Source organism: Zestomonas insulae, from assembly GCF_016901015.1.
In the GTDB taxonomy this organism is placed as follows: Bacteria; Pseudomonadota; Gammaproteobacteria; order Pseudomonadales; family Pseudomonadaceae; genus Aquipseudomonas; species Aquipseudomonas insulae.
This window is the reverse complement of the sequence record NZ_JAFEUP010000005.1, coordinates 205,841-231,046: the sequence shown is the minus strand read 5'-3', so window position 1 is coordinate 231,046 and position 25,206 is coordinate 205,841. Positions and strand designations below refer to the sequence as shown.

Below are 25,206 nucleotides of genomic sequence, written 5' to 3'. Positions count from 1 at the left end.
TCAGGGGCGTGCGGCGGGGGCCGCGGGGGCGGTGCGTGCCGGCGCGCTGGTGGTCGGCGGCCAGGACAGCAGCACGCTGGCCTCGCCGATGCCGCGCGGGTCGCTGGCGGCTTCCAGGTCGCCGCTGCGCTTGTCCCAGCGCAGCGCCTGCAGGTTGCCGTAGCGGTTGGTCAGCTTCTCCAGGGTGTAGCCGCGTTGGCTGAGGGCCTGGGTTTCGGCGACGCTGAAGGTGCCCGGTTCGTACTGCACCACGTCGGGCAGGTACTGATGGTGGTAGCGCGCGAGCACCGGCCACTGGCTGGTCGGCTGGCCGTCGAGGTAGGCGAGCATGGCCAGCAGCACCATGCTCGGAATGCGGCTGCCGCCGGGGGTGCCGAACACCGCGAGCTGCTCGGCGCTCTCGATGAAGCTCGGGCTCATGCTCGACAGCGGCCGCTTGCCACCGGCGATCAGGTTCGGCTGGCTGCCGCTCAGGCCATAGGCGTTGACGCCCTGCGGCTCGGCGGCGAAGTCGTCCATCTCGTCATTGAGCAGCACCCCGGTGCCCGGCACGGTGAAGGCCGCGCCGAACGGCAGGTTGACCGACAGGGTGGCGGCCACTGCGTTGCCGTCGCGGTCGATCACCGCGAAGTGGGTGGTGTGGTCGCCCTCGTGCCAGGCCGGGGCGCCGGGCAGTGCGCTGCTCGGCGTGGCGCGCTGGGCGTCGATGCTGGCGGCCAGGCGCTTGAGGTAGTCGGGGGCGAGCAGTTGCGGCAGCGGGTTGGCGACGAAGTCGGGGTCGCCGAGCAGGCCGCGGTCGCGGTAGGCGCGGCGCAGGCTTTCGATCACGTAGTGGGCGCGCTGCACGCGGTCGGCCTCACGCCAGGGCAGCTGCTCGAGCATCGCCAGGCTTTGCGCCAGGGCCACGCCACCGGCCGAGGGCGGCGGCGCGCCGATCAGCTCGCGGCCGTCGGCGAGGGCGAAGCGCAGCGGCGCGCGTTCCACCACCTTGTAGCTGGCCAGGTCGGCGAGGGTCCAGATGCCGCCGGCGGCGCGCACGCCCTTCACCAGCTTCTGCGCCGTTTCGCCTTCATAGAAGCCGCTGCGCCCGTAGCGACCCAGGCGTTCGAGGGTGCGCGCCAGCTGCGGCTGGTGCAGGAAGCCCCACTGCTCGGGGACCTCGCCATTGTCGAGAAACAGCCGCGCGCTTTCCGGGTCGGCGCGCAGCGCCTCCATGCGGGCGAGGGCGCGCTCGCGGTACACCCGGTCGATCGACACGCCGTCGCGGGCCAGGCGGATCGCCGGGCCGAGGCTGTCGATCAGCGGCAGCTTGCCGTAGCGCGACGAGAGGTGCACCAGGCCGGCCGGCAGGCCGGGAATCGCCGCGGCCAGCGGGCCGTTCAGCGACAGTTCGCGCACCACCTTGCCCTGGCGCACGTAGAGGTCGGCGTGGGCGGCCTGCGGCGCGCGTTCGCGGGCGTCGATGAAACGGTAGCTGGGTGGCGAACCGGCCTGGCGCAGGAGGAAGAAGCCCCCGCCGCCGAGGCCGGAGCCGTAGGGCTCGGCAACCGCCAGGGCGGCGGCGATGGCCACCGCCGCGTCGAAGGCATTGCCGCCGCTGCTCAGCGCTTCCAGGCCGGCCACCGTGGCCGCCGGATGGGCGGTGGCCACCGCGGCTTTGCCCGGTGCCTCGGCGGCCCAGGTGGTGGCGGTGGTCAGCAGCAGGAGGAACAGCGCGCAGAGGACTTTCATCGTCGATCCGTAACGGGCAGGTCGTTGCAGTATGGTCGATGAGGACTTCGTGAGGGTGAAGTTGGGAGGTGTAGCCGTTTATGTAGGCGCGAATTTATTCGCGAAAGGGAGCGTCTCGAGCTGGCCGGCTATCGCGAATGAATTCGCTCCTACAACAAAGCGCTGCGCAAGCGGGGGGGCGGCCAATCAGGCCTTGCCGGTGAGCTTGCGGTACTTCTCCAGCAGCTCGTCCTTGCTCTCGACGTGCGCGTCGTCGAGCGGGATGCAGTCGACCGGGCAGACCTGCTGGCACTGCGGCTCGTCGTAGTGGCCGACGCACTCGGTGCACAGGTTGGGGTCGATCACGTAGATCTCCTCACCCTGGGAGATCGCCGCGTTCGGGCATTCGGGTTCGCAGACGTCGCAGTTGATGCAGTCGTCGGTGATTTTCAGGGACATCGAACAACTCCTGCCTGGCCGCTGGGGCCGGGCAACCGGTACACAATGTGTGAATTGTGCCGTATCGGGGCCCGGCTTGCACGCCGGGCCCGCCGTGCGGACTAGCCCTGGAAGCGCTTGGTCAGCGCTTCGGCCACCGCCGGATGGACGAACTTGGTGATGTCGCCGCCCAGTGCGGCGATCTCGCGCACCAGGGTCGAGGAGATGAAGGAGTACTTCTCCGACGGGGTGAGGAACATGCTTTCCACATCCGGCGCCAGCTGGCGGTTCATGTTGGCCAGCTGGAACTCGTACTCGAAGTCGGAGACCGCACGCAGGCCACGCAGGAACACGTTGGCGTTCTGCTCCTTGACGAAGTGCGCGAGCAGGCTGGAAAAGCCCACCACTTCGACGTTGGGCAGGTGCTTGGTGACTTCGCGGGCCAGCTCGACGCGTTGTTCCAGGGGGAACAGCGGGTTCTTCTTCGGGCTGGCGGCGACCGCAATGATCACCGTGTCGAACAGCCGTGCGGCGCGTTCGATCAGATCGCCATGACCCTTGGTGATCGGGTCGAAGGTACCGGGGTAAAGCACTCGATTCATCGTGACGTCCTGGCGGAGTCCCTGGGGGAGTCGGATGGTAGCGCAGCCGGGCGCCAGCGGCCAAGCCGTGGCGGAAGCGGTGTTTCCGCCAATCGGCTCAGCGCCGCAAGCAGTACAGCGGCACGGCCAGCAGCAGGCAGGCCAGCGCCACCCAGTCGGCCAGCACCACGCGGCGCAGCGCTTCGTTGTAGCCGGGACTGAGCCAGGCGAGGAGCAGGAAGCTGCTGACGCTGAGCAGCCCGCCGAGGATCGCCAGTGGCTGCAGGCTGCGCTGGAACGCCGCGTAGACCAGCAGCGCGCCGAGCAGGCCGAACAGCACGGCGCGGCTGCGCATCAGCAGGAGCAGATTGGGTTCGCGGAAATCCAGGCCGTACAGCGCGGCGAGCCGCTCGGCGCCGAGCACGCCGCTCAGCGGCAGCAGGTGGATGATGCCGGCGATCAGCAGCAGGACGCAGAGCAGGCGCTCCATGGGGGCCTCCGAGAATCAGCTTTTCAGGCGCTCGGCCAGCGCGCTGGCCAGCTGCGCGGTCAGCCCGTATACCGACAGCTGCGGGTTGGCGCCGATGCTGGTGGGGAACAGCGAGCCGTCGTGGATCGACAGGTTCTGCAGCTGGTGATGGCGGCCGAGGCTATCGGTCACCGCCAGCTTGGCGTCCTCGCCCATGGCGCAGCCGCCCATCACGTGGGCGCTGCCCAGGCGGGTGCGGTACAGCTCCAGCGACAGGCCGTCGATCACCTGCTTGGCCTCGCCGAGGCTCTTCACGTAACCGGCGTCGTTGTGCAGCGGCATCACCGCCTTGGCGCCGGCGGCGAACTGGATCTCGGCCATGGTGTGGAAGGCGCGGCGCACCCCGTCCCAGGTGTAGTCGGTCATCCGGTAGTCGAGCACCGGGCTGCCGTCGTCGCGCAGTTCCACCGTGCCTTCGGCGCTGTCCGGGTGGAAGCCGTCACGCATCAGCGCGAGGATCACGTTGGTGTGCGGCAGCTGCTCCATGCGCAGCGCATTGTCGACGCCGAAGCGGCCGAGCAGGGTGCTGGTCAGCGCCGGTTGCAGCGGTGGTACCTCGAGCTTGTAGGACATCCGCCCGGTGGCGCCGTCGTCCCACTGGAAGTGGTCGGAATAAATCGACTGCGGCGCGCCGTAGAATGGGTTGATGACCTGCTCGAACAGCCCCGCGGAGAAGTTCACCACGTGCAGGAAGGTGCGCTTGCCGACGCGCTGGTGCGGGTCCGGCGCCTGCGAGCGGAGCAGCAGTGCCGGGCTGTTGATGCCGCCGCCGGCGAGCACGTAGTGCTTGGCCTTGACGGTGATCTTGCGCCCGGTCGGCGCCACGCAGCGTTCGTCGAGGCCCAGGCACTCGATGCCGCTGACCTTGTCGCCATCCAGCAGCAGGCGTTCGGCGCGCGCCAGGTAGAGCAGCTCGCCGCCCTTGTCGAGGGTCGCCGGGATGGTGGTGACCAGCATCGACTGCTTGGCGTTGGTCGGGCAGCCCATTCCGCAGTAGCCGAGGTTCCAGCAGCCGCGCACGTTGCGCGGGATGACCTTCCAGTGCAGGCCGAGCTTCTCGCAGCCGCTGCGGATTACGTCGTTGTTGGGGTTCGGCGGGATCACCCAGGGTGCCACGCCGAGGCGCTGTTCCATCTTCTCGAACCACGGGGCCATCTCGGCGACGCCGTGACCCTTGACGTTGTGTTCCTTGGCCCAGTGTTCGAGGGTCGGCTCCGGGGTGCGGAAGCTCGAGGTCCAGTTGACCAGCGTGGTGCCACCCACCGCGCGGCCCTGGAGGATGGTGATGGCGCCGTCCTTGCTCATCCGCCCGATGCCTTCCTGGTACAGGCTCGGGTAGGCCTCGGCCTCCTGCATCTTGAAGTCGGAGCTGGTCTTCAGCGGCCCTTCCTCGATCAGCAGCACCTTGAAGCCGGCGGCGCTGAGAATCTCCGCGGTGGTGCCACCGCCCGCGCCGCTGCCGACGATGGCGACGTCCGCCTCGAGGGTCAGGTCGCTGTCCAGGCGCGAGCCGTTGTGGGTTTTCCAGCCGCGGGCGAGGCCGTCGCGGAACAGATCAGGTACGGGCATGGTGGGCTCTCAGGCAGATTCTTCTTGGAACCTGTTTACGATCTCCTGACTCGCGACCAGACCGCGTTAAAAGTGGCCTCAAATTGCTCATTTACACCTCGTAAACTGCGCTTTTTCGGCCACTTTTGCCTTGTCTGGCTCTAATTCAGAAGATATTAAACAGGCTCTTATAGGGGTGGGGCGGCGTCAGACGGTCGGCGGGCCGGGATAGCCGCAGTGCGCCCAGGATTCCGGGCGGCCGTACCAGGCCATCATCACCAGTTGCAGCAGGGCGGCGTGGCCCTGGCGCAGCAGGCCGATCGAGCTGTGCTCCCAGCGATTCAGGAAGGCCTGCAGGTCGGCGGCGGAGGCGTTCTCCCAGCTGCCCCACACGCCGGTCAGCGGCCCGCGGGTGACCGGCAGGGCGAGCAGGTCGAAGAGCTGCTGGGTCTGCTTGAGCAGCGCCGGGGAGACGTGGTTGAGGCTGGCGTCGAGGCTGCTCAGGGTGCCCTGCACGGCCTGCGGCAGCTGCTCGGCCTTGACCGCGCCGGTGAGCATCACCGGGATCAGCGCGCGGAGGAACGGCAGGTCGGAGTCGCGCAGCACCGTGAAGCCGTTGGCCGGGGTGCTGGCCGAGCAGCCGCTGAGGCTGGCGGTGAGCCCGGCGGTGGCGAGGACCGCCGTGCCGAGCAGGCCGACCTTGAGCAGGCCGCGTCGCGACAGGCCGGGCGCGGCGAGAGTGGTGTCTGTCATTGTTGTATTCACCAGTGATGAGCGAAAACGCGGGCGCCGGCCGGCGCCCGCCGGTTGTTCCTTAGCGGATGAACATCTTGAAGACCAGCTTCTGCAAGGCCTTGCCGTACGGCGGGTAGATGGTCTTGGCGGCGTTGAAGCGCTGCTTGACCAGCACGCCCTTGGCCTTGCTGAAAGTCAGGAAGCCTTCGTGGCCGTGGTAGTGGCCCATGCCCGATGGGCCGACACCGCCGAACGGCATGTCGTCCTGCGCCACGTGCAGCAGGGTGTCGTTGAGGCACACGCCGCCGGAGTGGGTCTGCTCGAGGACATGTGCCTGCTCGCGCTTGTCGTAGCCGAAGTAGTACAGCGCCAGCGGCCGCGGGCGGTCGTTGATGTAGGCCAGCGCCTCGTCGAGACGCTCGTAGGGCACCACCGGCAGCAGCGGGCCGAAGATCTCGTCCTGCATCAGCTTCATGTCGTCGTTGACGTTCAGCACCAGGGTGTGTGGCAGGCGGCGGCCCTGGGCCTGCGGGTACAACGGCACCAGCTTGGCGCCCTTGCCCTCGGCATCGCTCAGGTAGCTCTGCAGGCGCTGCACCTGGCGCTCGTTGATGATCGCGGTGTAGTCCGGGTTGTCGGTGAGCTGCGGGTAGAAGCCCTGCACCGCCTGGCGGTAGGCCTCGACGAAGCCGTCGACGCGGTCCTTGGGCACCAGCACGTAGTCGGGTGCCACGCAGGTCTGCCCGGCGTTGACCGTCTTGCCGAAGGCGATGCGCTCGGCGGCGTCGGCCAGCGGCACGTCGGCGGAAACGATGGCCGGCGACTTGCCGCCCAGCTCGAGGGTCACCGGGGTGAGGTTTTCCGCGGCGGCACGCATCACGTGCTTGCCGATGCTGGTGGCGCCGGTGAACAGCAGGTGATCGAACGGCAGCTTGGAGAAGGCCATGCCGACTTCCGCCTCGCCGAGGACCACGCTGACCAGGTCCTCGGGGAAGATCTTCGCCATCAGCTGCTTGAACAGCAGCGAGGTGGCCGGGGTCGACTCGCTCATCTTGATCATCACCCGGTTACCGGCGGACAGCGCGCCGACCAGCGGACCGACGGCGAGGAACAGCGGGTAGTTCCACGGCACGATCACCCCGACCACGCCGAGCGGCTGGTAGATGACCTTGGCGCTGGCCGGCTGGAACGCCACGCCGACCGCGCGCTTGGACGGCTTCATCCACTTCTTGATGCGTTTGCTGGCGTAGTGGATGCCGAGCATGCTCGGCATCAGCTCGGCGAGCAGGGTCTCGTCGGCCGAACGGTTGCTGAAATCGCTGGAGATCGCATTGATCAGCGCCTGCTGTTCGCTCTTGAGCAGCTGGCGCAGCGACTGCAGCCACTGGATGCGCTGCTCGGCGCTGGGCATCGGGTTGGCGCGGAACGCAGCGCGCTGGCGTTGGAACTGCTCGTCCAGCTGATTGATCTGCTGCTGGTTCTGCTGCAGGTAGGCGATATCGGCAACCATGGCGCGGCTCCTCGGTGGACCGTCGGATTGTTGTTGGGCTGCTGGATTTTTAGAGCAATTACTCTAATGTGTCAAACAGGATGCCGGTCTGCGCGACATCTGGCAGCCCAACGAACGGTGGGCGACAGTGCCGCGCGCTTCCGGGAGTAACACCCCAACGCTGAGAAGCGGTACCTTTGCCGCCCTCTCCGAATCGCCGTATTTCCGTACAGAAGCACGCCTATGGCCGCCCAGATCAAGACCCGAGAGCGCATCGTCCAAGCCAGCCTGGAGCTGTTCAACACCCAGGGCGAACGCAACGTCACCACCAACCACATCGCCGCGCACCTAGGCATGTCGCCGGGCAACCTGTACTACCACTTCCGCAACAAGCAGGCGATCATCGCCGAGCTGTTCAGCCAGTACGAATCGCGGGTCGACGTGGTGCTGCGGGTGCCTGAGGGGCGGCCGATGACGGTGGAAGACAAGACCTTCTACCTCGAGGCGCTGCTCGCCGCGATGTGGCAGTTCCGCTTCATGCACCGCGACCTCGAGCACCTGCTGGAGAGCGATCCCGAGCTGGCGGCGCGCTACCGGCAATTCGCCCAGCGCTGCCTGAGCCATGCCACGGCGATCTACCAGGCCTTCGCCGAGGTCGGCATCCTGCGCATGAGCGCCGCGCAGATCGAGGCGCTGACCCTCAACAGCTGGATCATCATGACCTCCTGGGTGCGCTTCCTGTGCACCACCCGCGGCGATCCCGGCGACCTCAGCGAGGAGATGCTGCGCCGCGGCATCTACCAGGTGCTGGCGCTGGAAGGCGGCTACCTGACGCCGGACGCCGAGGCGGCGGTGCAGGCGCTGTACGCCAGACTCTATGTGCCGCTGGAGCAGATCATCACGCCCTAAGCGTGCGTCGTCTCGTAGGAGATGGGTATCGTCGCTGCGCTGCTCAACCCATCCTACTCACCCCGGTTGCTAGGCCTGGGTGCCGAGCCACTGCGGAATGCGCCGTTCCAGGTAGTAGCCGGGCTGGCGCGGCGAGCCGTCGATGAAGCCGACGTGGCCGCCGTGGGCGTGCAGCTCGAAGTCCACGCCCGGCGCCAGTTCGCTGGCCTCCGGCAGGCTGTGGCGGAACACGAAGGGGTCGTCGGCGGACTGGATCAGCAGGGTCGGCACGCGGATGCCGCCCAGGTAGTAGCGGCACGAGGCGCGCCGGTAGTAGTCGTCGGCATCGCTGAAGCCGTGCAGCGGCGCGGTGATGCGCCCGTCGAAATCCCAGAAGGTGCGCATGCCGTCCAGCGGCCCGAGGCGCTGCAACGTGGCCAGGTGGCTGTCCTCGCGCAGCTGCTGGAAGCGCTGCTGCTTGCGCCGCACGTAGGCGACCATCTCGCTCATGAAATGCCGCTGGTAGACCCGCGAGAAGCCGATGCCGATGCGGTCGGCGCAGTGGTCAAGGCGGAACGGCACCGACACCGCCACCGCGCCGCGCAGGCCGCAGTCCGCACCGCTCTCACCGAGGTGCTTGAGCAGCACGTTGCCACCCAGCGAATAGCCCACCGCATACAGCGGCGCCAGCGGCCGGCAGGCGCGCAGGTGGGCGATGGCGGCCACCAGGTCCTCGCTGACCCCGGAGTGGTAGCCGCGCGGCAGCAGGTTCGGCTCGCCCGAGCAGCCGCGCCAGTTCAGCGCCGCGCTGGCCCAGCCCTGCGCGGCCAGACGCTGCTGCAGACCGAGCACGTAATGCGAGTCGGAGGAGCCGGTCAGCCCGTGCAGCACCAGCACCAGCGGCGCCGCGGCCTCGTGCGGGCCGTGCCAGTCGAGGTCGAGGAAGTCGCCATCGGCCAGCCACAGCCGCTCGCGCTGGCGCTGGCGCTGCAGGCGCGGGGCCGCGCGCAGGAACGGCGCCCAGAGGGTTTGCAGGTGCGGGCCGGGTAGCCACCAGGCGGGTTGGTAGGGGGTGGACATGGGTGGGCTTGGCTCGTTGGATCGGTCTATGCCGAGGCTAGAGCCTTTGCGGGAAAAGCTGAAGCACCATTGGCTGGCCGAATGCCCGACGGTCGCCGGGCAGACATTCAGCCGAGCTGCTCACTTCAAGTCGGGCACTTCTCCACTTGCACCAGCACGTCGTAGAAGGTCGCGCCGTTGCCCATGTCGGTGACCCGCTGGCTAGTGACTTCGTTGGCGTTCTTGCCATCCTCGGCGAACTTCTTCCACCAGATCGACAGGCCCACCACCAGCCCCGGCCGCGCGCGGTCGCTGACCCGTGCCTTGGCCTCGAAGGAACCGCGGTCGTTGTAGATGCGTACCCGCTGGCCGTCCTCGATGCCACGCGTGGCCGCATCGCTCGGATGGATGTCCAGGTGCGGCTCGCCTTCGGTGCTGCGCAGGCTCTGCACATTGACGAAGGTGCTGTTCATGAAATTGCGCGCCGGCGGCGAGATCATCGCCAGCGGATACTGCTGCGCCAGCTCCGGGTTGCTCGCCACCGATTCGTAGGGGGCGATGAAGGTCGGCAGCGGGTCGAGGCCGGCAGCCTGCATGCGCGCGGAGAAGAACTCGCACTTGCCCGACGGCGTCGGGAAGCCGCCGTTGGCAAACGGCGCATCCGGCACGTTCATCTTCTGCCAGCCGACCAGCTTGAGCGTTTCCCAGTCGAAATGCTGGGCGCGCACATCCTGTTTCTTGAACGCCTGGGCGGCGATCTGGTCGTCGCTTTCCTGGAAGCACGGATCGTCGAAACCCATGCGGGCCGCCAGCAGGCGGAAGATTTCCGCGTTCGGCTTGGCTTCGCCGAGCGGGGCGATGGCCGCGTTGTTGGCCAGCATGTAGTGGTGCCCGTAGGCCATGTGCACGTCGACGTGCTCCAGCTGGGTGGTGGCCGGCAGGAGGATGTCCGCGTAGTCGGCGGTGTCGGTCTGGAAATGCTCGAGCACCACGGTGAACAGGTCGTCGCGGGCGAAGCCCTCGGCGACTTTCGGCGACTCCGGCGCCACCGCGACCGGGTTGGAGTTGTAGACGATCAGCGCCTCGACCTTGGGGCCGAACTCGGGCGACGTCTCGCGCAGCAGGTTGTCGCCGATGGTGCTCATGTTGAGGGTGCGTGGTCGCCCACCGGTACGCAGGTCGGAACGCTGCAGGGCCCGGTTATTGACCGGGAAGGCGTCCGCCGAGGCCAGCAGCACGCCGCCCGCCGCCTGCCGCCAGGCGCCGACCAGGGCTGGCAGGCAGGCGATGTTGCGCACCGCCATGCCGCCGCCGCGCACGCGCTGCAGGCCGTAATTGAGGCGGATCGCCACGGCATCGCCGCGCTGGGCGGTGGCGCCATATTCGCGCGCCAGTTGCAGCACCTCCTCGGCGCTGATGCCGCAGGTTTGCGCGGTGCGCTCCGGGGTCCAGTCCTGCACGCGTTCCTTCAACTGGTCAAAGCCCAGCGTGTGCTCGGCGATGTAGTCCTCATCCAGCAGATCTTCGGCGATCAGCACATGCATCATGCCGAGTGCCAGCGCCGCGTCGGTGCCCGGCAGCAGGGCAATGTGCTGGTGGCATTTTTCCGCGGTGAGCGAGCGGTACGGATCGATGGCGATGAGCTTGGCGCCGCGCCGCTTGGCTTGCTGCACACGGGTCCAGAAGTGCAGGTTGGAGGCGATCGGGTTGCCGCCCCAGATCAGGATCAGTTTCGAATGCTCGAACTGTTCGACATCGGTGCCCAGCTGCGCGCCAATGCTGTAGGCGTAGCCGACGCTGCCGGCGGTGCTGCAGATGGTGCGATCCAGGTAGGAGGCGCCGATCTTGTGGAAGAACCGTGCGGACATCGAGTCGCCCTGCACCAGGCCCATGGTGCCGGCGTAGCTGTACGGCAGGATGGCCTGCGGCGCGCGTGCGGCGATCTCGGTGAGGCGCGCGGCAATGGTGTCGAGTGCCTCGTCCCAGCTGATGCGCTCGAACTGGCCTTCACCCTTTTTGCCGATCCGCTTCATCGGGTACAGCAGGCGATCCGCGTGATAGGTACGCTGGAGGTAACGCGCCACCTTGGTACACAGCGCGCCGCCGGTGGTGGGGTGCTCGGGGTCGCCGCGCACTTCGGTGGCGACCCCGTCCTGCACGGTGATCAGCATCGCGCAGGTGTCGGGACAGTCATGCGGACAAGCCGCGCGAACGATGGAAGCAGTCACTGGCGGATCTCCAAAAAATCCAAGACGCGAGGGGCGGACGATTGCGGCCTTGATTAACCGTGGAGCGGCTTGTCCAGCAGCGCCTGGATCGCGTCCAGCGATTCCTCGCCGCGCCCTTCCAGCTCGCGCACCACGAAGGCCAGCAGGGCCTGCTCATGGTGGGTGATGTAGCGCAGCAGGGTGCGTTCGCGGCCGTCTTCGGTAGCCAGCTTTTCGCCGGCGCTGTATTGCGCCACGAACTTTTTCAAGGACGGCTGGAATGCGGTCAGAAACTCCAGCCACGGCAGGCGGGAAAATTGCTCGGCCAGTTGCGCACCGCGTTCGACGTTATGGCGTTGCTCGCTCACCTCGATGTCCAGCTCGCGCATGGCGTCGCGGATGCGCTCCTTGGTTTGGGTTTCCAGTTGGGCGAGCACCTGCCACTTGCGTTGGTGCTCCGGGTCCGCGGCGCGTTGCGACAAGCCGGTGAAGAACGCTTCACCCTCGACTTCTTCGGCAAAAACGCTGCTCAGGTACTGTTGGTAATCGGTGCTCATGATTTCTCCTCGGCTTTTTCTTGTATTTGTTGTGTGGTGTGGCTGCGGGCCGGTCAGTTGCCCAAGGCGCGGATCATTGCGCTGTCTCGACCGCCGGCGGGGTCCAGCGCCCCTGGACAATGGCCTCTTCCGGCCAGTAGGCGCGCAGGAACAGTGAGAAGTCCGCATCCTTCGGCGCGGGCAGCCAGTTGCTTTGCTTGTCCGCGCCGGGCGACTCGGCCTGCACGTAAAGGGTCAGCGAACCGTCGGCATTGGTCTTCAGATCCTTGTTCTTGGTGCCCAGCGAATAGCGTTTAAGCGGGTTGGGCACGAAGAAGTGCGCCGCGTCATACACCGTCAGCGACCAGAAGCCCTTCACCGGCGGCACTTGGCCCTTGGCGAAGGTGACGGTATAGGCCTGCGCGCCATTGAGGCGGGCTCCAGCGCCATCCAGGTCCTGATAGAAATACTTGGTCTCGCTCGGCGCGTTGACCAGGATGTTCGAGCGGGCCACCGCGGTGCGGGTGAAGTAGTCGGTACCGAAGCGCGCGCCGTTGTTGATGGTGGTCCAGTGATGCGGCAGCGGCACGCCCCAGTTGCGGAACTGCAGCAGCGGATCGACCAGCTCCCGATCGGCTTTTTCCGCCTCGTCGATCATCGCCTGCTTCAGCGCCGGATCTTTCTGCGCGGCGGCGATCACCGCGCGCACTTGTGCGTAGCGGGCCTCTTCGCCGGCCTGCGCTGGCGCCAGGTCGAGCACTGCTGGCAGTTGATCGAAGAAAGCATCGGGGCGTACCCAGCGGGTTTCGCCCGCGCCGTCAGCCCGTTTGGGGAAGATCGGCAGCTTGCGCCAGTCGATGCGTTTCAGGGTGCCGTCGTACTCGGCGAGCGGGTAGACGTTGATGCCCTGAATCACCTCCTGCACGGCTTTCTTGTCCTCTGGAGTGTCGTCCTGGAAGACGCGCGGGCCGACGAACGCGGCATTCGAGTGGGTGCGGATCACCTGAGTGATGCCTTTCGGCACCTCGCCTTGCCAATCCGGCCCGACGGCCAGGTAAAAACCGGGCTGGGTGCCATGCATCGAGCCCAGGCCGGTGATGCTGTCGGTACGCAGGTCGGAGAATTGATAGACCCAGAAGCGCTTGCCGAAGTCCGGCACCTGGATCACCACCGGACTGACGTCGAGGGCCAGGTAGCCGGCGCCGTACACCACATCCTGGTTCGGGCAGGCGATGGAGCGCTGCTCCGGCTGGATGTAGTCGCTGAGCATGGTCAGGCGATTGTGTGGCGCCAGCGGCAACGTGCCGCCGATCAGGCCCTGCTCGGGTGCCTTGGCGTAGGCCAGGCGACGGTTGTACATGTTGACCATCGGCCAGGCCCAGAACCAGGCGTCGCGCGCCACCAGGCGGGCGTAGGATTCGGTGATCCGGGTGTTGGCGTCCGGGCCGGGCGGCAGGGCGGTGGCCTGGGCGGCGGTCGTTTCGGTCTGGGCGAAGGTGGGGGTGGCAGTGCCGAGCAGGGCGGCAAGCCCGAGCGGTAGCGCCAGGGCAATCGTCTTGGATGTTCGTAGCATCTCTCTCTCCCTCGACTGGTTTCGCAGGTGGACGAATCGTTCTCTCAATGGGGTGTAGGCGGCGTAGGCGCTGCTGCGCACGTCGTCACGCAGGCCTTTCGTCGGCCTACGGCGTGGGTACGGGCTGGGTTGCGTCAAGCAAGCCGCAGCGGCGTGCCACGGACCGACGCACACACAGGCGCGACGACCGCTGAAACGGCGCGTCGGCTATGGACGGGACGCTCGGCTGCTCGCGCGAGCGCTGGACCTGGAGGCGCGCGTTGGTCTCCAGTCTGGGCGGGAAAGCGCTGGGCGAACCCCCCCTTTTAGAGGTGACGTTCCCAGAGCGAGTAGTGCACCTGGCCGGCCTGCTTCTCGCGGTGCAGGCGCCAACTTTGCGGCAGGCCGAGGGCCGAGGGGACGGCCTCGCTTTCGCAGTAGATCCACGCGCGCGGGGCCAGCCAGCCGCGACTTTCCAGCAGCTCGCAGGTCGGCAGCAGCAGGTTCTGGTGGAACGGCGGATCGAGGAACACCAGGTCGAACGGCGTCGCCGGCTGGTTCTCCAGGTAGCGCAGGGCGTCGCCGTGCTGGATCTGCCCGGCGAGGCAGTTGAGCACCTGCAGGGCGTGACGCAGGGCGGCGATGGCCGCGCCGTTGGTGTCCAGCGCCAGGGCCTGGGCGGCGCCGCGCGACAGCGCTTCGAGGTACAGCGCGCCGCTGCCGACGAAGGGGTCGAGGACCTTGGCGCCTTCGATGTGCGGGGCCAGCCAGTTGAACAGGGTTTCCCGCACGCGGTCGGGAGTCGGGCGCAGGCCGAGACCGTCCGGCACCGGGAAGCGCCGGCTGCGCCATTCGCCGCCGATGATGCGCAGCTGGCCGTTGCCGCCGTGCGGGCGGGTGGGTTTCGCGGGTTTCGCAGGTGGCCTGGCCATCAGTGCTCCGGTACGCCCAGCGGTTGCTCGGCGGGTTGCTCGGTGGGCGGCGGCAGCGGTTGCTGCGCCACGGTCGGGCCGGCGCTGACGATCACCAGCGCCTGCGGATCGACATGCTTGGCCATCGCGCTGCGCACCTGCTCGACGCTCAGGCCCTGGACTTGCTGCATGAAGTCTTCCAGATAAGTCAGCGGCAGGTTGTAGAAACCGATCGAGCCGAGCTGGCCGACGATGTCAGCGTTGCTCGCGGTAGATAGCGGGAAGCTGCCGGCCAGCTCGCGCTTGGCGTCGTCGAGTTCCTTCTGGGTCGGACCCGTCTTCAGGTAGTCGGCGAGCAGCTGCTGGATCAGCTCGAGGGTGCCGGCGCTCTGCTCGGCGCGGGTCTGCACGCTGATCATGAACGGGCCGCGCGCGGCCATCGGGCTGAAGCCGGAATAGATGCCGTAGGTCAGGCCGCGCTTCTCGCGCACCTCTTCCATCAAGCGGGTACCGAAGCCGCCGCCGCCGAGGATCTGGTTGCCCAGGCTGAGCGCGGCGTAGTCCGGGTCGCGGCGGTCGATGCCGAGTTCGGCGAGCAGCAGGTGGGTCTGCTTGGAGGGGAACTCGATGTGCGTCAGCCCCGGTGCCGGCGCCTGCGGCTCGGCCAGCGCGGGCAGTGCCGGGCCCTTGGGCAGCGCGGCGGAGACCTGCGCGGCGATCGCTTCGGCTTCCGCGCGGTCGAGGTCGCCGACCAGGGCGATCACCGCGTTGCCGGCGGCATACGCCGAGGCGTGGAAGGCGCGCAGCTGGGCGATGCTGATCGGCGGGATGGATTTTTCCGTGCCTTCGCTGGGGTGCGCGTAGGGATGGGTGCCGTAGAGCCGCTCGAACAGCTTCAGGCCGGCGAGCTTGCCGGGGTTCTGCTTCTGGTACTCGAAACCGGCCAGCACCTGGTTCTTGATCCGCGCCAGCGAGTCGGCGGGGAAGGTCGGCTGGCCGATCACCTGGGCGAACAGCGCCAGTGCCGGTTCGCGCTGCGCCTTGGCGCTCAGGCTGCGCAGGCTGGTGACGGCCATGTCGCGGTAGGCGCCGTTGCCGAAGTCGGCACCGAGGTCCTCGAAGCCCTCGGCGATGGCGGTGACGTCCTTGCCCGGCACGCCCTCGTTGAGCATGGCGTTGGTCAGCATGGCCAGGCCGGGGGCCTCGTCGTCGCGGCTGCTGCCGGCGGCGAAGGTCAGGCGCAGGTCGAACATCGGCAGCTGGCGGGCCTCGACGAACAGCACGCGGGCGCCCTCGGCGGTCTGCCAGCTCTGGATCTGCAAGGCGCGGCGGCTCGGCGCCTTGCCGTCGAGGGCGGCCAGCGACTCCAGCGGCGCGGCGGCGCTGCTCGCTGCCGGTGCCGCAGCCGGGGCGGCCGGGGCCGGCTCAGCCGCGGCGGGGGCGGGACTCGGCAGCGGGCGGTTGATGAACAGCGCCAGGGCGCCGATCAGGATCAGTACACAGAGGCCGAGCAGGCCATAGCGCAGACCGTTGCGCTCACTCATGGCGGGTCTCCTCGGGCAGGATGTGGGCGACGCTGAGGCGCTCGCGGGTGAAATAGGTGCGCGCCGCTTGCTGGATGTCGGCCGGGGTCACCGCCTCGAGGGCGGCGAGGTCCTGGTCCATGACTCGCCAGGACAGCCCAACGCTTTCCAGCTGGCCGATGGTGCTGGCCTGGCTGCTGATCGAGTCGCGCTCGTAGACCAGTCCGGCGATCACCTGAGCGCGCACGCGCTGCACTTCCGCGGCGCTCGGCGGGCTGTGCTTGAGTTCGTCGAGCTGGCGCCACAGGCCGGCTTCGGCCTGGGCCAGGGTCTTGCCCTTCTGCACGTTGGGGGTGGCGGACAGCAGGAACAGGCTGTCGCCGCGGTTGAACGCGTCGTAGCTGGCCGAGGCGCCGGAGACCAGCTCCTCGCCGCGCTCCAGGCGGGTGGCCAGGCGCGCGCTGTAGCCACCGTCGAGCAGTGCGGCGATCAGGCGCAGCGCGTGCACTTCGCGGGGCTGCTCGGCGGTGCTCAGCGCCGGCACGTTGAAGGCTAGCATCAGGCTCGGCAGCTGGGTGCGCAGGTGCAGGGTGAGGCGTCGCTCGCCGGGCTCGGCGAGTTCCAGCGGCAGCTTGGCCGGCGGCACGGTGCGCCGCGGGATGGGCCCGAAGTAGCGCTCGGCGAGACCCTTGACCTCGTCGACGCTGACATCGCCGACCACCACCAGGGTGGCGTTGTTCGGTGCGTACCAGCTTTCGTACCAGTGGCGCAGCTCGCCGACCTGCATGCGCTTGAGGTCGGCCATCCAGCCGATGGTCGGCGTGCGGTAGCCGCTGCTCGGGTAGGCCAGCGTCTTGAAGCGCTCGAAGGCCAGCGCGTTGGGCTTGTCGTCGGTGCGCAGGCGGCGTTCCTCCTTGATCACCTCGATCTCGCGGCTGAACTCTTCCGGCGGCAGGCGCAGGCTGGCCAGGCGGTCGGCCTCCAGCTCGAAGGCCACCGCCAGGCGGTCGCGGGCCAGCACCTGGTAGTAGGCGGTGTAGTCGTCGCTGGTGAAGGCGTTTTCCTCGGCGCCCAGTTCGCGCAGCACGCGCGAGGCTTCGCCGGGGCCGAGCTTGGCGCTGCCCTTAAACATCATGTGTTCGAGGGCGTGGGACAGGCCGGTCTGCCCGGGCGTCTCGTAGCTGGAGCCGACCTTGTACCAGATCTGCGAGACCACCACCGGGGCGCGGTGGTCCTCGCGCACGACCACCTTGAGGCCGTTGTCGAGACTGAATTCGTGGGTCGCCTGCGGCTCGGCAGCGAGAGCGGCGAAGGGCAGGCAGAGGCTGGCGAGGAGCAAGACGGCCGTGCGGCGGGCGAAGATTTTCATCGGTGGGGCGACCTGTCGGGCGGGCCGCGCAGGCTTAGCGCCGGCGGGCGAGGAGGTGCTAGGATACTCATCCGTTTTCCTGGCGGCCACGCCTGATGGCGCGTCGCTCCCTTGAGATAGCCGTCTCCATGTTTGGTTCCAACGACGACAAGAAAGCTCCGGCTGCGCCGGGAGAGAAGAAAGGCCTGTTCGGCTGGATGCGCAAGAAGGCGCCCGAGGCGGCCGCGCAACCGGCGGAGCCATTGCCGGAGACGAGCGATAGCGTCGCGTCCGAGCCGCCCAGCGAACCCGCCGCCGTCCCGCAGGTCAGCCCTGTTGAAGCCGCTGCGCCTACGCCCGTCGCCGAGGTCACGGCGCCACCAGTGGCCGAGACGCCGCTGAGCGCTGCGCCGCAACCGGCCGCTGAGCCACAGCCCGAGCCCGTCGCGCCGCCGCCCGGCGCAGACACCGCGGCCCCCGCGCCGTCGCGTTTCCGCCTCAACCTCGGCGAAGCCCCGCTGGCACCGACCGAGCCGCCGCTCGCCCTCGAGCCGGTAGCGCCTGCGCCGCCCGTCGAAGTGCCTGCGCCGGCGCCGGTGGCTACCGAAGCGGTGCGCCCGAGCTTCTTCGCCCGCCTCAAGCAGGGCTTGTCGAAGACCAGCGCCAACCTCGGCGAGGGCATGGCCAGCCTGTTCCTCGGCAAGAAGGCGATCGACGACGACCTGCTCGACGAGATCGAAACCCGCCTACTGACCGCCGACGTCGGCGTCGAGGCGACCACCGCGATCGTGCAGAACCTCACCAAGCGCGTGGCGCGCAAGGAGCTGGCCGACAGCGGCGCGCTGTACAAGGCGCTGCAGGACGAGCTGACCGCGCTGCTCAAGCCGGTCGAGCAGCCGCTGCTGATTCCCGCCGACAAGCAGCCCTACGTGATCCTGGTGGTCGGCGTGAACGGTGCCGGCAAGACCACCACCATCGGCAAGCTGGCCAAGAAGCTGCAGCAGGACGGCAAGAAGGTCATGCTCGCCGCCGGCGACACCTTCCGCGCCGCGGCGGTCGAACAGCTGCAGGTATGGGGCGAGCGCAACCAGATCCAGGTGATCGCCCAGCACACCGGCGCCGACTCCGCCTCGGTGATCTTCGATGCGGTGCAGGCCGCCAAGGCGCGCGGCATCGACGTGCTGATCGCCGACACCGCCGGACGTCTGCACACCAAAGACAACCTGATGGAAGAGCTGAAGAAGGTCCGCCGGGTGATCGGCAAGCTCGACGACAGCGCGCCGCACGAAGTGCTGCTGGTGCTCGACGCCGGCACCGGGCAGAACGCCATCAATCAGGCCAAGCAGTTCAACCAGACCGTCAACCTCACCGGTCTGGCCCTGACCAAGCTGGATGGCACCGCCAAGGGCGGGGTGATCTTCGCCCTGGCCAAGCAGTTCGGCCTGCCCATCCGTTACATCGGCGTCGGCGAAGGGATCGATGATCTGCGTACCTTCGAGGCCGAGGCCTTCGTCCAGGCACTGTTCGCGCAACGGGAGCATGCATGATTCGATTCGAGCAGGTCGGTAAGCGCTACGCCAATGGCCATGTCGGCCTGCATGAACTGAGTTTCCGCGTGCGGCGCGGCGAGTTCCTGTTCGTCACCGGCCATTCCGGCGCCGGCAAGTCCACGCTGCTGCGCCTGCTGCTGGCGATGGAGCGGCCGACCACCGGCAAGCTGCTGCTCGCCGGCCAGGACCTGTCGCAGATCACCACCGCGCAGATTCCCTTCCTGCGTCGGCAGATCGGCGTGGTGTTCCAGAATCACCAGCTGCTGTTCGACCGCAGCGTGTTCAACAACGTCGCGCTGCCGCTGCAGATCCTCGGCCTGTCCAAGCCGGAGATTGCCAAACGGGTCGGCGCGGCGCTGGAGCGCGTGTCGCTGTCCGACAAGGCCGAGCAGTTCCCCGCCGACCTGTCCACCGGCCAGCAGCAGCGCGTCGGCATCGCCCGCGCGGTGGTGCACCGCCCGGCGCTGCTGCTCGCCGACGAACCGACCGGCAACCTCGACCCGCGTCTGGCCGCCGAGATCATGGGCGTGTTCGAGGACATCAACCGCCTCGGCACCACCGTGCTGATCGCCAGCCACGACCTGGCCCTGATCGCGCGTATGCGCCACCGCATGCTGACCCTGCAACGCGGCCGCCTGATCGGCGATGGGGAGGCGGCCTGATGAGTGCCTCGCGTACCCCGCAAGAGCAGCCGGCCGAGCGCATCGGCGCCGCGCCGAAGAAGGCCGACAGCCGCAAGCACGACGGCCCGACCTTCCAGGAACTGTTCCACGCCTGGCTGGAAAGCCACCGCGCCAGCCTGATCGACAGCCTGCGCCGCCTGGTGCGCCAGCCGATCGGCAGCTTCTTTACCTGCCTGGTGATGGCCATCGCCCTGTCGCTGCCGATGGGCCTGTCGCTGCTGCTGAGCAACATCGAGCGCCTCGGTGGCTCCTGGCAGCACGCCGCGCAGATTTCCCTGTACCTGCAGATGGACGCCAGCGACGCCGCCGGCGAGCAGCTGCGCGAACAGATCGCCGCCATGCCGGATGTCGCCGAGGCCGAATGGATCAGCCGCGAGCAGGCGCTGGCGCAGTTCCAGCAGCAGTCCGGCCTCGGGCAGGCGCTCAAGGAGCTGCCCGACAACCCGTTGCCCGGCACCGTGCTGGTGACCCCCAAGGAGATCGACAAGGTCGGCCTGGAAGCCCTGCGTCAGCGCCTCGCCGAGCTGCCCAAGGTGCAGCAGGCGCAGCTCGACCTGGTCTGGGTCGAGCGCCTCGGCGCGATTCTCAAGCTCGGCGACCGCTTCGTCTTCGGCATCACCCTGCTGCTGCTGCTGGCCCTGCTGCTGGTGATCGGCAATACCATCCGTCTGCACATCGAGAACCGCCGCAGCGAGATCGAGGTGATCAAGCTGGTCGGCGGCACCGACGGCTACGTGCGCCGGCCGTTCCTCTATATGGGCGCGTTCTATGGCTGCGGCGCCGGGCTGCTGGCCTGGGCGGTGCTGTCCTACAGCCTCGGCTGGCTGAATGCCGCGGTAGTGCGCCTGGCCGGCCTGTACGGTAGCGACTTCGCGCTGGCCGGCGTGCCGGCCAGTGATGGCCTGTCGCTACTGCTGGGGGCGGTATTATTGGGTTACATCGGCGCGTGGCTGGCGGTCGCCCGGCACTTGAGTGAATTGGCGCCAAAGTAGTAACTTCTTGCTCCGCTTGTTCGAGCCTCGGGCAAATTGCCCGGCTCACGTTGCTGTTTCTGAACTCTTGGTCAGCTTTTCTGTCATACTGGGAATACTGAACTGAAGAGTTCATGAATCGGAGGATTCATATGACCACATCGTTGCAACCTGTCTATGCCCTGGCGCCGGGAGCCAATCTCGAAGCCTACGTGCACACGGTGAACAGCATTCCGCTGCTGAGCGTCGAACAGGAACGCGAATTGGCAGCGAGCCTCTACTACCAGCAGGACCTCGAGGCCGCCCGGCAGATGGTGATGGCGCACTTGCGCTTCGTTGTACACATCGCCCGCAGCTATTCCGGTTACGGTCTGGCCCAGGCCGACCTGATCCAGGAAGGCAACGTCGGCCTGATGAAGGCGGTCAAACGCTTCAACCCGGAAATGGGTGTGCGCCTGGTGTCGTTCGCCGTGCACTGGATTCGCGCCGAGATCCACGAGTTCATCCTGCGCAACTGGCGCATCGTCAAGGTCGCCACCACCAAGGCGCAGCGCAAGCTGTTCTTCAACCTGCGCAGCCAGAAGAAACGCCTGGCCTGGCTGAACAACGACGAAGTGCATGCCGTGGCCGCAAGTCTGGGTGTCGAGCCGCATGAAGTGCGCGAGATGGAGAGCCGCCTGACCGGTCAGGACATGGCCTTCGACCCGGCCGCCGACGCCGATGACGAAAGCGCGTTCCAGTCGCCGGCACACTACCTGGAAGACCACCGCTACGACCCGGCCCGCCAGCTCGAGGATTCCGACTGGAGCGACAGCTCCACGGCCAACCTCCATGAAGCGCTGGAAGGCCTCGACGAGCGCAGCCGCGACATCCTCCAGCAGCGCTGGCTGGCCGAGGAGAAGGCGACCCTGCACGAGCTGGCCGCCAAGTACAACGTCTCCGCCGAGCGCATCCGCCAACTGGAGAAGAACGCGATGAACAAGCTGAAAGGCTCCATCGCCGCGTGAACCTCGCCCTCATCCAAAGCCCGCGCTTCGTCGCGGGCTTTTTTCTGCCCGGAGTTCTGTGATGTCGCCTGCCCTGCGCCGCTTTCGCTGGCTGATCTACCTCGGCGTGCTGCTGGTCTGCGCCTGGAGCCTCTGGCAACAGTGGCCGCAACGCCCCGCGGCGCCGCTCGGCTGGCTGCAGCAGTGGCAGAGCGAGCTGATCGCCCCGCTGGCCGCCGAGACGCTGACCGTGCAGCAGCTGCAGGCACAAGTGCCCGGTCAGCTGTGGCTGCTGCCGCAGGGCGAGAGCGGACCGCGCCTGGTGTACCGCGCCGACTGGCAGGACGGCGAGCTGCACGGCCGAGTGGAGGTCGAACTGGCACTGAGCGACAAGGAACGCGCCAGCCTGCTCGCTGCACTCGGTGCGAGTGCCGAGGCGCCGGAGCAGGCGCTCAGCGACACGCTGCTCGAGCAGCTTGGCGCGCACCACTTGGCGACCTTGCTGTTCAAGCCGGATGGCGAGTTGCCGGCCGTGCGCCTGACTGCCAGTCTGGGGGCGCCGCGGGTGCGCCTAGGCCTGCCGGAAGGTGGGGAAGCCTGGTTGTACCCGGAGCAGGGCATGACCCTGTTTGTTGCCGAGGAGCGCTTGAGGCTGCTGCAGGTGGTACCGCGGCGCAGCTTCAAGTAACGGCGGGTCAGTTGCCCAGCGCCGACAACCAAGCCGGACGGCCGCCGGACAGCCGGCTCAGGTAGTCGCTGCCGCCGAGCTGGCGCATCTGCTGGCGAATCCAGCCGGCGCGCCGGCTGACATAGGCGCCGGGATGCCCGGCACTCCACTCGCGCGGATTGGGCAGCACCGCCGCCAGCAGGCTGGCCTGGGCGGTCGACAGGTACGGCGCGCCGATGCCGAAATGGTGCTTGGCCGCCGCCTCGGCGCCGAACACGCCGTCATCCCATTCGACGCTGTTGAGGTACACCTCGAGAATCCGCTGCTTCGGCCAGAGCAGCTCGATCAGTGCGGTGAACCAGGTCTCGAAGCCCTTGCGCAGCCAGCTGCGCCCGGACCACAGGAACAGGTTCTTGGCCACCTGCTGGCTGAGCGTGCTGGCGCCGCGCAGCGAGCCGCCGCGCTCGTTGTGGGCCATGGCCTTCTGGATCGCGGCGACATCGAAGCCCCAGTGCTCGGCGAACTTCTGGTCCTCGGCGGCGATCACCGCCACCTTGAGGTTGTCCGGCAGCTCCTTCCACGGCCGCCAGCTGCGCTGCAGGTCGATCGGCTTGCCATCGAGCCACGACTCGATCTTGCGCTCGACCATCAGCGCGCTGCCCGGCGGCGGCACCCAGCGCAGGACCAGCACCCATACGGCGCTGGCGGCCATGGCCCAGAGCAGGAATTTGACGAGACGGCGGAGCAGGAGTGGCATGGATGGCTTGGCCCGGGCGCAATAGGCGGCCATTATAGCCACCGCTCATCGCCCGACTGGAGAACTGCTCGATGCTGCGTTCCTTGCTCTTGCTCGCCGCTTTCTTCGGCTTCACCGCCGTGGCCCTCGGCGCCTTCGCCGCGCACGGCCTGAAGAGCCAGCTGAGCGCCGACCTGCTGGCGGTGTTCCAGACCGGCGTGCACTACCAGATGGTCCACGCCCTGGCCCTGCTCGGCGTGGCGCTGCTCAGTCTGCATGTGCCGGGGCGGGCGCTGCTGCTGGCCGGCGGGCTGTTCGTGCTGGGCATCCTGCTGTTCTCCGGCAGCCTGTACCTGCTCAGCCTCACCGGCGTACGCGGCCTGGGCATCGTCACGCCGTTCGGTGGCCTGGCGTTTCTCGGCGGCTGGGTCAGCCTGGGCGTGGCCGCCTGGGGCCTCGGTGCTCGCTAGCGGGTCAACCTGACCTGCGCGTCAATTTCGGGACGAATGGGCGGCCGTTGGCCTTGGTCAGCCAGCGGCGATGGGGCTAGAATGCCGGCCCCTCTCCCGTGCGATCGTCTGCCATGCGTATTCAAGTGAATGGTGAACCTTTCGAGCTGCCCGACGGCGGCAACCTCGCCGATCTGCTCGCGCGCCTGGAGCTGACTGGCAAGCGCGTGGCGGTCGAGCTGAACCTCGACATCGTGCCGCGCAGCCAGCACGGTGCTACCGCCCTGCGCGAAGGCGACCGGGTGGAAGTGGTCCACGCCATCGGCGGCGGCTAGTCCGCGCCTGTCCCGTTCGCGCTTTGCCCCGCCTATCCGTCCAGCAAGAGGATTCCCGATGAGCCACGTTCGCAGCGACAAGCCCTTCACCCTGGCCGGCCGCACCTACCAGTCGCGCCTGCTGGTCGGCACCGGCAAGTACAAGGATCTCGACGAGACCCGCGCGGCCATCGAGGCCTCCGGCGCGGAGATCGTCACGGTCGCCGTGCGCCGCACCAACATCGGTCAGAACCCCGGCGAGCCAAACCTGCTCGAGGTGATCTCGCCGGAGCGCTACACCATCCTGCCGAACACCGCCGGCTGCTATAACGCCGAGGAAGCAGTGCGCACCTGCCGCCTGGCCCGCGAGCTGCTTGACGGCCACAAGCTGGTCAAGCTGGAAGTGCTGGCTGACCAGAAGACCCTGTTCCCCAACGTGATCGAGACCCTCAAGGCCGCCGAAGTGCTGGTCAAGGACGGTTTCGACGTGATGGTCTACACCAGCGACGACCCGATCATCGCCCGCCAGCTGGCGGAGATGGGCTGCATCGCGGTGATGCCGCTGGCCGGCCTGATCGGCACCGGCCTGGGCATCTGCAACCCGTACAACCTGCGCATCATCCTCGAAGAAGCCACCGTGCCGGTGCTGGTCGATGCCGGCGTGGGTACCGCCTCGGACGCCACCATCGCCATGGAGTTGGGCTGCGAGGCGGTGCTGATGAACAGCGCCATCGCCCACGCCCAGGACCCGGTGCTGATGGCCCGTGCGATGAAGCACGCGATCGAGGCCGGGCGCCTCGCCTACCTCGCCGGGCGCATGCCGAAGAAGCTCTACGCCAGCGCCTCGTCGCCGCTGGATGGCCTGATCCAGTAACCCACCGCCACCGCTTCCGTAGGAGCGAATTCATTCGCGAAAACCGGCAACTCTGCGCTGCCAGATCGCGAATGAATTCGCTCCTACCTATTTCACACCGAGTTTTGCCATGACCGACACCCAGACCCCCGCCGAACCGCAACGCCACCTGCGTACCATCAAGAGCTTCGTGATGCGCGCCGGGCGCATCACCGAGGGCCAGCAGCGCGCCATCGACGAAGGCTGGCCGAAGTTCGGCCTGGAGCTGGCCGACGGTGCCCAGGACTTCGACACGCTGTTCGGCCGCCAGGCGCCGCGCACCTTCGAGATCGGCTTCGGCATGGGCCATTCGACCCTGGAAATGGCCGCCGCCGCGCCGGAGCAGGACTTCATTGGCGTCGAGGTGCACAAGCCGGGGGTCGGCGCGCTGCTCATGGGCGTACAGCAGCAGGGCCTCAGCAACCTGCGGGTGTACAGCTGCGATGCCCTCGACGTGCTGCGCCAGTGCGTCGCCGACGCCAGTCTGGATCGCGTGCTGCTGTTCTTCCCCGATCCCTGGCACAAGGCCCGCCACCACAAGCGGCGCATCGTCCAGCCGGCGTTCGCCGAGCTGATCCGCCAGAAGCTCAAGATCGGCGGCGTGCTGCACATGGCCACCGACTGGGAACCCTACGCCGAGCACATGCTCGAGGTGATGAACGTCGCGCCGGGTTACCGCAACCTGGCCGCCGACCGGCGTTGCGTCGAGCGTCCCGAGGAGCGCCCGAGCACCAAGTTCGAGCGCCGTGGTGAGCGTCTCGGGCATGGCGTGTGGGACCTCAAGTTCGCCCGCGTCGACTGACCGCTCGGTCACTACGCCGCACTTCGCAGTTGCGCACGCCGGCCCGCGACAGCACCGGCGGACTGGCCTACCATGCCGCCCCGATCGTTCTGGCGCGCGGCG

The 25,206-nt window shown here is 67.9% G+C and carries 25 protein-coding genes; 10 read left to right on the top strand and 15 right to left on the bottom strand.

Annotation, left to right across the window (positions count from 1 at the left end):
- The 7 genes from ggt to JQX08_RS16910 all read right to left on the bottom strand — a co-directional run bounded on the left by ggt (position 1) and on the right by JQX08_RS16910 (position 7,051).
- Complete coding sequence (ggt, locus tag JQX08_RS16940; RefSeq protein WP_205349592.1) at positions 1-1,731, bottom strand: gamma-glutamyltransferase; 1,731 nt, start codon at positions 1,729-1,731, stop codon at positions 1-3.
- A 186-nt stretch (positions 1,732-1,917) separates the two neighbouring features.
- On the bottom strand, positions 1,918-2,169 hold the full coding sequence (locus tag JQX08_RS16935) for a YfhL family 4Fe-4S dicluster ferredoxin (RefSeq protein ID WP_205349591.1): 252 nt from the start codon (positions 2,167-2,169) through the stop codon (positions 1,918-1,920).
- A 101-nt stretch (positions 2,170-2,270) separates the two neighbouring features.
- Positions 2,271-2,750, bottom strand: coding sequence for a pantetheine-phosphate adenylyltransferase (coaD, locus tag JQX08_RS16930; RefSeq protein ID WP_205349590.1), 480 nt, complete (start codon positions 2,748-2,750; stop codon positions 2,271-2,273).
- Positions 2,751-2,847: 97 nt separating this feature from the next.
- Positions 2,848-3,219: a phosphopantetheine adenylyltransferase gene (locus JQX08_RS16925; RefSeq protein WP_205349589.1), complete on the bottom strand. Its 372-nt coding sequence runs from the start codon at positions 3,217-3,219 to the stop codon at positions 2,848-2,850.
- A 15-nt stretch (positions 3,220-3,234) separates the two neighbouring features.
- Positions 3,235-4,827: a GMC family oxidoreductase gene (locus JQX08_RS16920; RefSeq protein WP_205349588.1), complete on the bottom strand. Its 1,593-nt coding sequence runs from the start codon at positions 4,825-4,827 to the stop codon at positions 3,235-3,237.
- Between the two features lie 186 nt (positions 4,828-5,013).
- Entirely contained in the window at positions 5,014-5,559 is a 546-nt protein-coding gene (locus JQX08_RS16915) for a twin-arginine translocation pathway signal protein (protein WP_205349587.1), read from the bottom strand.
- Positions 5,560-5,620: 61 nt separating this feature from the next.
- Positions 5,621-7,051: a coniferyl aldehyde dehydrogenase gene (locus JQX08_RS16910; RefSeq protein WP_205349586.1), complete on the bottom strand. Its 1,431-nt coding sequence runs from the start codon at positions 7,049-7,051 to the stop codon at positions 5,621-5,623.
- A gap of 222 nt (positions 7,052-7,273) precedes the next feature.
- On the opposite strand from JQX08_RS16910, the gene JQX08_RS16905 reads away from it, so the two are divergent.
- Positions 7,274-7,939, top strand: coding sequence for a TetR/AcrR family transcriptional regulator (locus JQX08_RS16905; RefSeq protein ID WP_205349585.1), 666 nt, complete (start codon positions 7,274-7,276; stop codon positions 7,937-7,939).
- Between the two features lie 69 nt (positions 7,940-8,008).
- On the opposite strand, the gene JQX08_RS16900 is transcribed toward JQX08_RS16905, so the two are convergent.
- The 7 genes from JQX08_RS16900 to JQX08_RS16870 all read right to left on the bottom strand — a co-directional run bounded on the left by JQX08_RS16900 (position 8,009) and on the right by JQX08_RS16870 (position 17,075).
- Entirely contained in the window at positions 8,009-8,998 is a 990-nt protein-coding gene (locus tag JQX08_RS16900) for a hydrolase (protein ID WP_205349584.1), read from the bottom strand.
- A 125-nt stretch (positions 8,999-9,123) separates the two neighbouring features.
- Positions 9,124-11,205, bottom strand: coding sequence for a molybdopterin-dependent oxidoreductase (locus JQX08_RS16895; protein ID WP_205349583.1), 2,082 nt, complete (start codon positions 11,203-11,205; stop codon positions 9,124-9,126).
- Positions 11,206-11,258: 53 nt separating this feature from the next.
- Positions 11,259-11,741 carry a hypothetical protein gene (locus tag JQX08_RS16890; RefSeq protein ID WP_205349582.1) on the bottom strand — a complete coding sequence of 161 codons (483 nt, stop codon included), beginning with the start codon at positions 11,739-11,741 and terminating at the stop codon, positions 11,259-11,261.
- A gap of 73 nt (positions 11,742-11,814) precedes the next feature.
- The gene (locus tag JQX08_RS16885; protein WP_205349581.1) at positions 11,815-13,293 is read right to left on the bottom strand and encodes a DUF1254 domain-containing protein; all 1,479 of its coding nucleotides are present in this window, start codon (positions 13,291-13,293) and stop codon (positions 11,815-11,817) included.
- Positions 13,294-13,598: 305 nt separating this feature from the next.
- Positions 13,599-14,204, bottom strand: a complete 606-nt coding sequence (gene rsmD / locus JQX08_RS16880; RefSeq protein WP_205349580.1) for a 16S rRNA (guanine(966)-N(2))-methyltransferase RsmD — start codon at positions 14,202-14,204, stop codon at positions 13,599-13,601.
- Positions 14,204-15,727, bottom strand: a complete 1,524-nt coding sequence (locus JQX08_RS16875) for a M16 family metallopeptidase (protein WP_205349579.1) — start codon at positions 15,725-15,727, stop codon at positions 14,204-14,206. Before JQX08_RS16875 ends, rsmD begins: the two co-directional genes overlap by 1 nt.
- Positions 15,720-17,075 carry a M16 family metallopeptidase gene (locus tag JQX08_RS16870; protein ID WP_205349578.1) on the bottom strand — a complete coding sequence of 452 codons (1,356 nt, stop codon included), beginning with the start codon at positions 17,073-17,075 and terminating at the stop codon, positions 15,720-15,722. The genes JQX08_RS16875 and JQX08_RS16870 overlap by 8 nt, the downstream gene beginning before the upstream one ends.
- A gap of 128 nt (positions 17,076-17,203) precedes the next feature.
- Here JQX08_RS16870 and ftsY point away from each other — a divergent pair, with 128 nt between their 5' ends.
- The 5 genes from ftsY (at position 17,204) to JQX08_RS16845 (ending at position 21,932) form a co-directional block, all read left to right on the top strand.
- Positions 17,204-18,601: a signal recognition particle-docking protein FtsY gene (gene ftsY, locus JQX08_RS16865; RefSeq protein WP_205349577.1), complete on the top strand. Its 1,398-nt coding sequence runs from the start codon at positions 17,204-17,206 to the stop codon at positions 18,599-18,601.
- Positions 18,598-19,266, top strand: coding sequence for a cell division ATP-binding protein FtsE (ftsE, locus tag JQX08_RS16860; RefSeq protein ID WP_205349576.1), 669 nt, complete (start codon positions 18,598-18,600; stop codon positions 19,264-19,266). Before ftsY ends, ftsE begins: the two co-directional genes overlap by 4 nt.
- Complete coding sequence (ftsX, locus tag JQX08_RS16855; protein ID WP_205349575.1) at positions 19,266-20,279, top strand: permease-like cell division protein FtsX; 1,014 nt, start codon at positions 19,266-19,268, stop codon at positions 20,277-20,279. Before ftsE ends, ftsX begins: the two co-directional genes overlap by 1 nt.
- A 131-nt stretch (positions 20,280-20,410) precedes the next feature.
- The gene (gene rpoH / locus JQX08_RS16850; protein ID WP_205349574.1) at positions 20,411-21,265 is read left to right on the top strand and encodes an RNA polymerase sigma factor RpoH; all 855 of its coding nucleotides are present in this window, start codon (positions 20,411-20,413) and stop codon (positions 21,263-21,265) included.
- A 61-nt stretch (positions 21,266-21,326) separates the two neighbouring features.
- Entirely contained in the window at positions 21,327-21,932 is a 606-nt protein-coding gene (locus JQX08_RS16845; protein ID WP_205349573.1) for a hypothetical protein, read from the top strand.
- Between the two features lie 7 nt (positions 21,933-21,939).
- On the opposite strand, the gene mtgA is transcribed toward JQX08_RS16845, so the two are convergent.
- Complete coding sequence (gene mtgA, locus JQX08_RS16840) at positions 21,940-22,668, bottom strand: monofunctional biosynthetic peptidoglycan transglycosylase (RefSeq protein ID WP_205349572.1); 729 nt, start codon at positions 22,666-22,668, stop codon at positions 21,940-21,942.
- A gap of 71 nt (positions 22,669-22,739) precedes the next feature.
- Here mtgA and JQX08_RS16835 point away from each other — a divergent pair, with 71 nt between their 5' ends.
- From JQX08_RS16835 to trmB, 4 genes are all read left to right on the top strand, one after another.
- A complete protein-coding gene (locus JQX08_RS16835) occupies positions 22,740-23,117 on the top strand; it encodes a DUF423 domain-containing protein (RefSeq protein ID WP_205349571.1) in 378 nt (125 codons plus the stop codon).
- 113 nt (positions 23,118-23,230) lie between these two features.
- A complete protein-coding gene (gene thiS / locus JQX08_RS16830) occupies positions 23,231-23,431 on the top strand; it encodes a sulfur carrier protein ThiS (RefSeq protein ID WP_205349570.1) in 201 nt (66 codons plus the stop codon).
- Positions 23,432-23,489: 58 nt separating this feature from the next.
- Entirely contained in the window at positions 23,490-24,284 is a 795-nt protein-coding gene (locus JQX08_RS16825) for a thiazole synthase (RefSeq protein WP_205349569.1), read from the top strand.
- A 109-nt stretch (positions 24,285-24,393) separates the two neighbouring features.
- A complete protein-coding gene (gene trmB / locus JQX08_RS16820) occupies positions 24,394-25,104 on the top strand; it encodes a tRNA (guanosine(46)-N7)-methyltransferase TrmB (protein WP_205349568.1) in 711 nt (236 codons plus the stop codon).
- Positions 25,105-25,206: the final 102 nt, after the last annotated feature.

Bases quoted from the DNA above. Each gene is read 5' to 3' on its own strand.
- ggt (WP_205349592.1), bottom strand. From the start codon at position 1,731: ATGAAAGTCCTCTGCGCGCTGTTCCTCCTGCTGCTGACCACCGCCACC.
- JQX08_RS16935 (WP_205349591.1), bottom strand. From the start codon at position 2,169: ATGTCCCTGAAAATCACCGACGACTGCATCAACTGCGACGTCTGCGAA.
- coaD (WP_205349590.1), bottom strand. From the start codon at position 2,750: ATGAATCGAGTGCTTTACCCCGGTACCTTCGACCCGATCACCAAGGGT.
- JQX08_RS16925 (WP_205349589.1), bottom strand. From the start codon at position 3,219: ATGGAGCGCCTGCTCTGCGTCCTGCTGCTGATCGCCGGCATCATCCAC.
- JQX08_RS16920 (WP_205349588.1), bottom strand. From the start codon at position 4,827: ATGCCCGTACCTGATCTGTTCCGCGACGGCCTCGCCCGCGGCTGGAAA.
- JQX08_RS16915 (WP_205349587.1), bottom strand. From the start codon at position 5,559: ATGACAGACACCACTCTCGCCGCGCCCGGCCTGTCGCGACGCGGCCTG.
- JQX08_RS16910 (WP_205349586.1), bottom strand. From the start codon at position 7,051: ATGGTTGCCGATATCGCCTACCTGCAGCAGAACCAGCAGCAGATCAAT.
- JQX08_RS16905 (WP_205349585.1), top strand. From the start codon at position 7,274: ATGGCCGCCCAGATCAAGACCCGAGAGCGCATCGTCCAAGCCAGCCTG.
- JQX08_RS16900 (WP_205349584.1), bottom strand. From the start codon at position 8,998: ATGTCCACCCCCTACCAACCCGCCTGGTGGCTACCCGGCCCGCACCTG.
- JQX08_RS16890 (WP_205349582.1), bottom strand. From the start codon at position 11,741: ATGAGCACCGATTACCAACAGTACCTGAGCAGCGTTTTTGCCGAAGAA.
- JQX08_RS16885 (WP_205349581.1), bottom strand. From the start codon at position 13,293: ATGCTACGAACATCCAAGACGATTGCCCTGGCGCTACCGCTCGGGCTT.
- rsmD (WP_205349580.1), bottom strand. From the start codon at position 14,204: ATGGCCAGGCCACCTGCGAAACCCGCGAAACCCACCCGCCCGCACGGC.
- JQX08_RS16875 (WP_205349579.1), bottom strand. From the start codon at position 15,727: ATGAGTGAGCGCAACGGTCTGCGCTATGGCCTGCTCGGCCTCTGTGTA.
- JQX08_RS16870 (WP_205349578.1), bottom strand. From the start codon at position 17,075: ATGAAAATCTTCGCCCGCCGCACGGCCGTCTTGCTCCTCGCCAGCCTC.
- ftsY (WP_205349577.1), top strand. From the start codon at position 17,204: ATGTTTGGTTCCAACGACGACAAGAAAGCTCCGGCTGCGCCGGGAGAG.
- ftsE (WP_205349576.1), top strand. From the start codon at position 18,598: ATGATTCGATTCGAGCAGGTCGGTAAGCGCTACGCCAATGGCCATGTC.
- ftsX (WP_205349575.1), top strand. From the start codon at position 19,266: ATGAGTGCCTCGCGTACCCCGCAAGAGCAGCCGGCCGAGCGCATCGGC.
- rpoH (WP_205349574.1), top strand. From the start codon at position 20,411: ATGACCACATCGTTGCAACCTGTCTATGCCCTGGCGCCGGGAGCCAAT.
- JQX08_RS16845 (WP_205349573.1), top strand. From the start codon at position 21,327: ATGTCGCCTGCCCTGCGCCGCTTTCGCTGGCTGATCTACCTCGGCGTG.
- mtgA (WP_205349572.1), bottom strand. From the start codon at position 22,668: ATGCCACTCCTGCTCCGCCGTCTCGTCAAATTCCTGCTCTGGGCCATG.
- JQX08_RS16835 (WP_205349571.1), top strand. From the start codon at position 22,740: ATGCTGCGTTCCTTGCTCTTGCTCGCCGCTTTCTTCGGCTTCACCGCC.
- thiS (WP_205349570.1), top strand. From the start codon at position 23,231: ATGCGTATTCAAGTGAATGGTGAACCTTTCGAGCTGCCCGACGGCGGC.
- JQX08_RS16825 (WP_205349569.1), top strand. From the start codon at position 23,490: ATGAGCCACGTTCGCAGCGACAAGCCCTTCACCCTGGCCGGCCGCACC.
- trmB (WP_205349568.1), top strand. From the start codon at position 24,394: ATGACCGACACCCAGACCCCCGCCGAACCGCAACGCCACCTGCGTACC.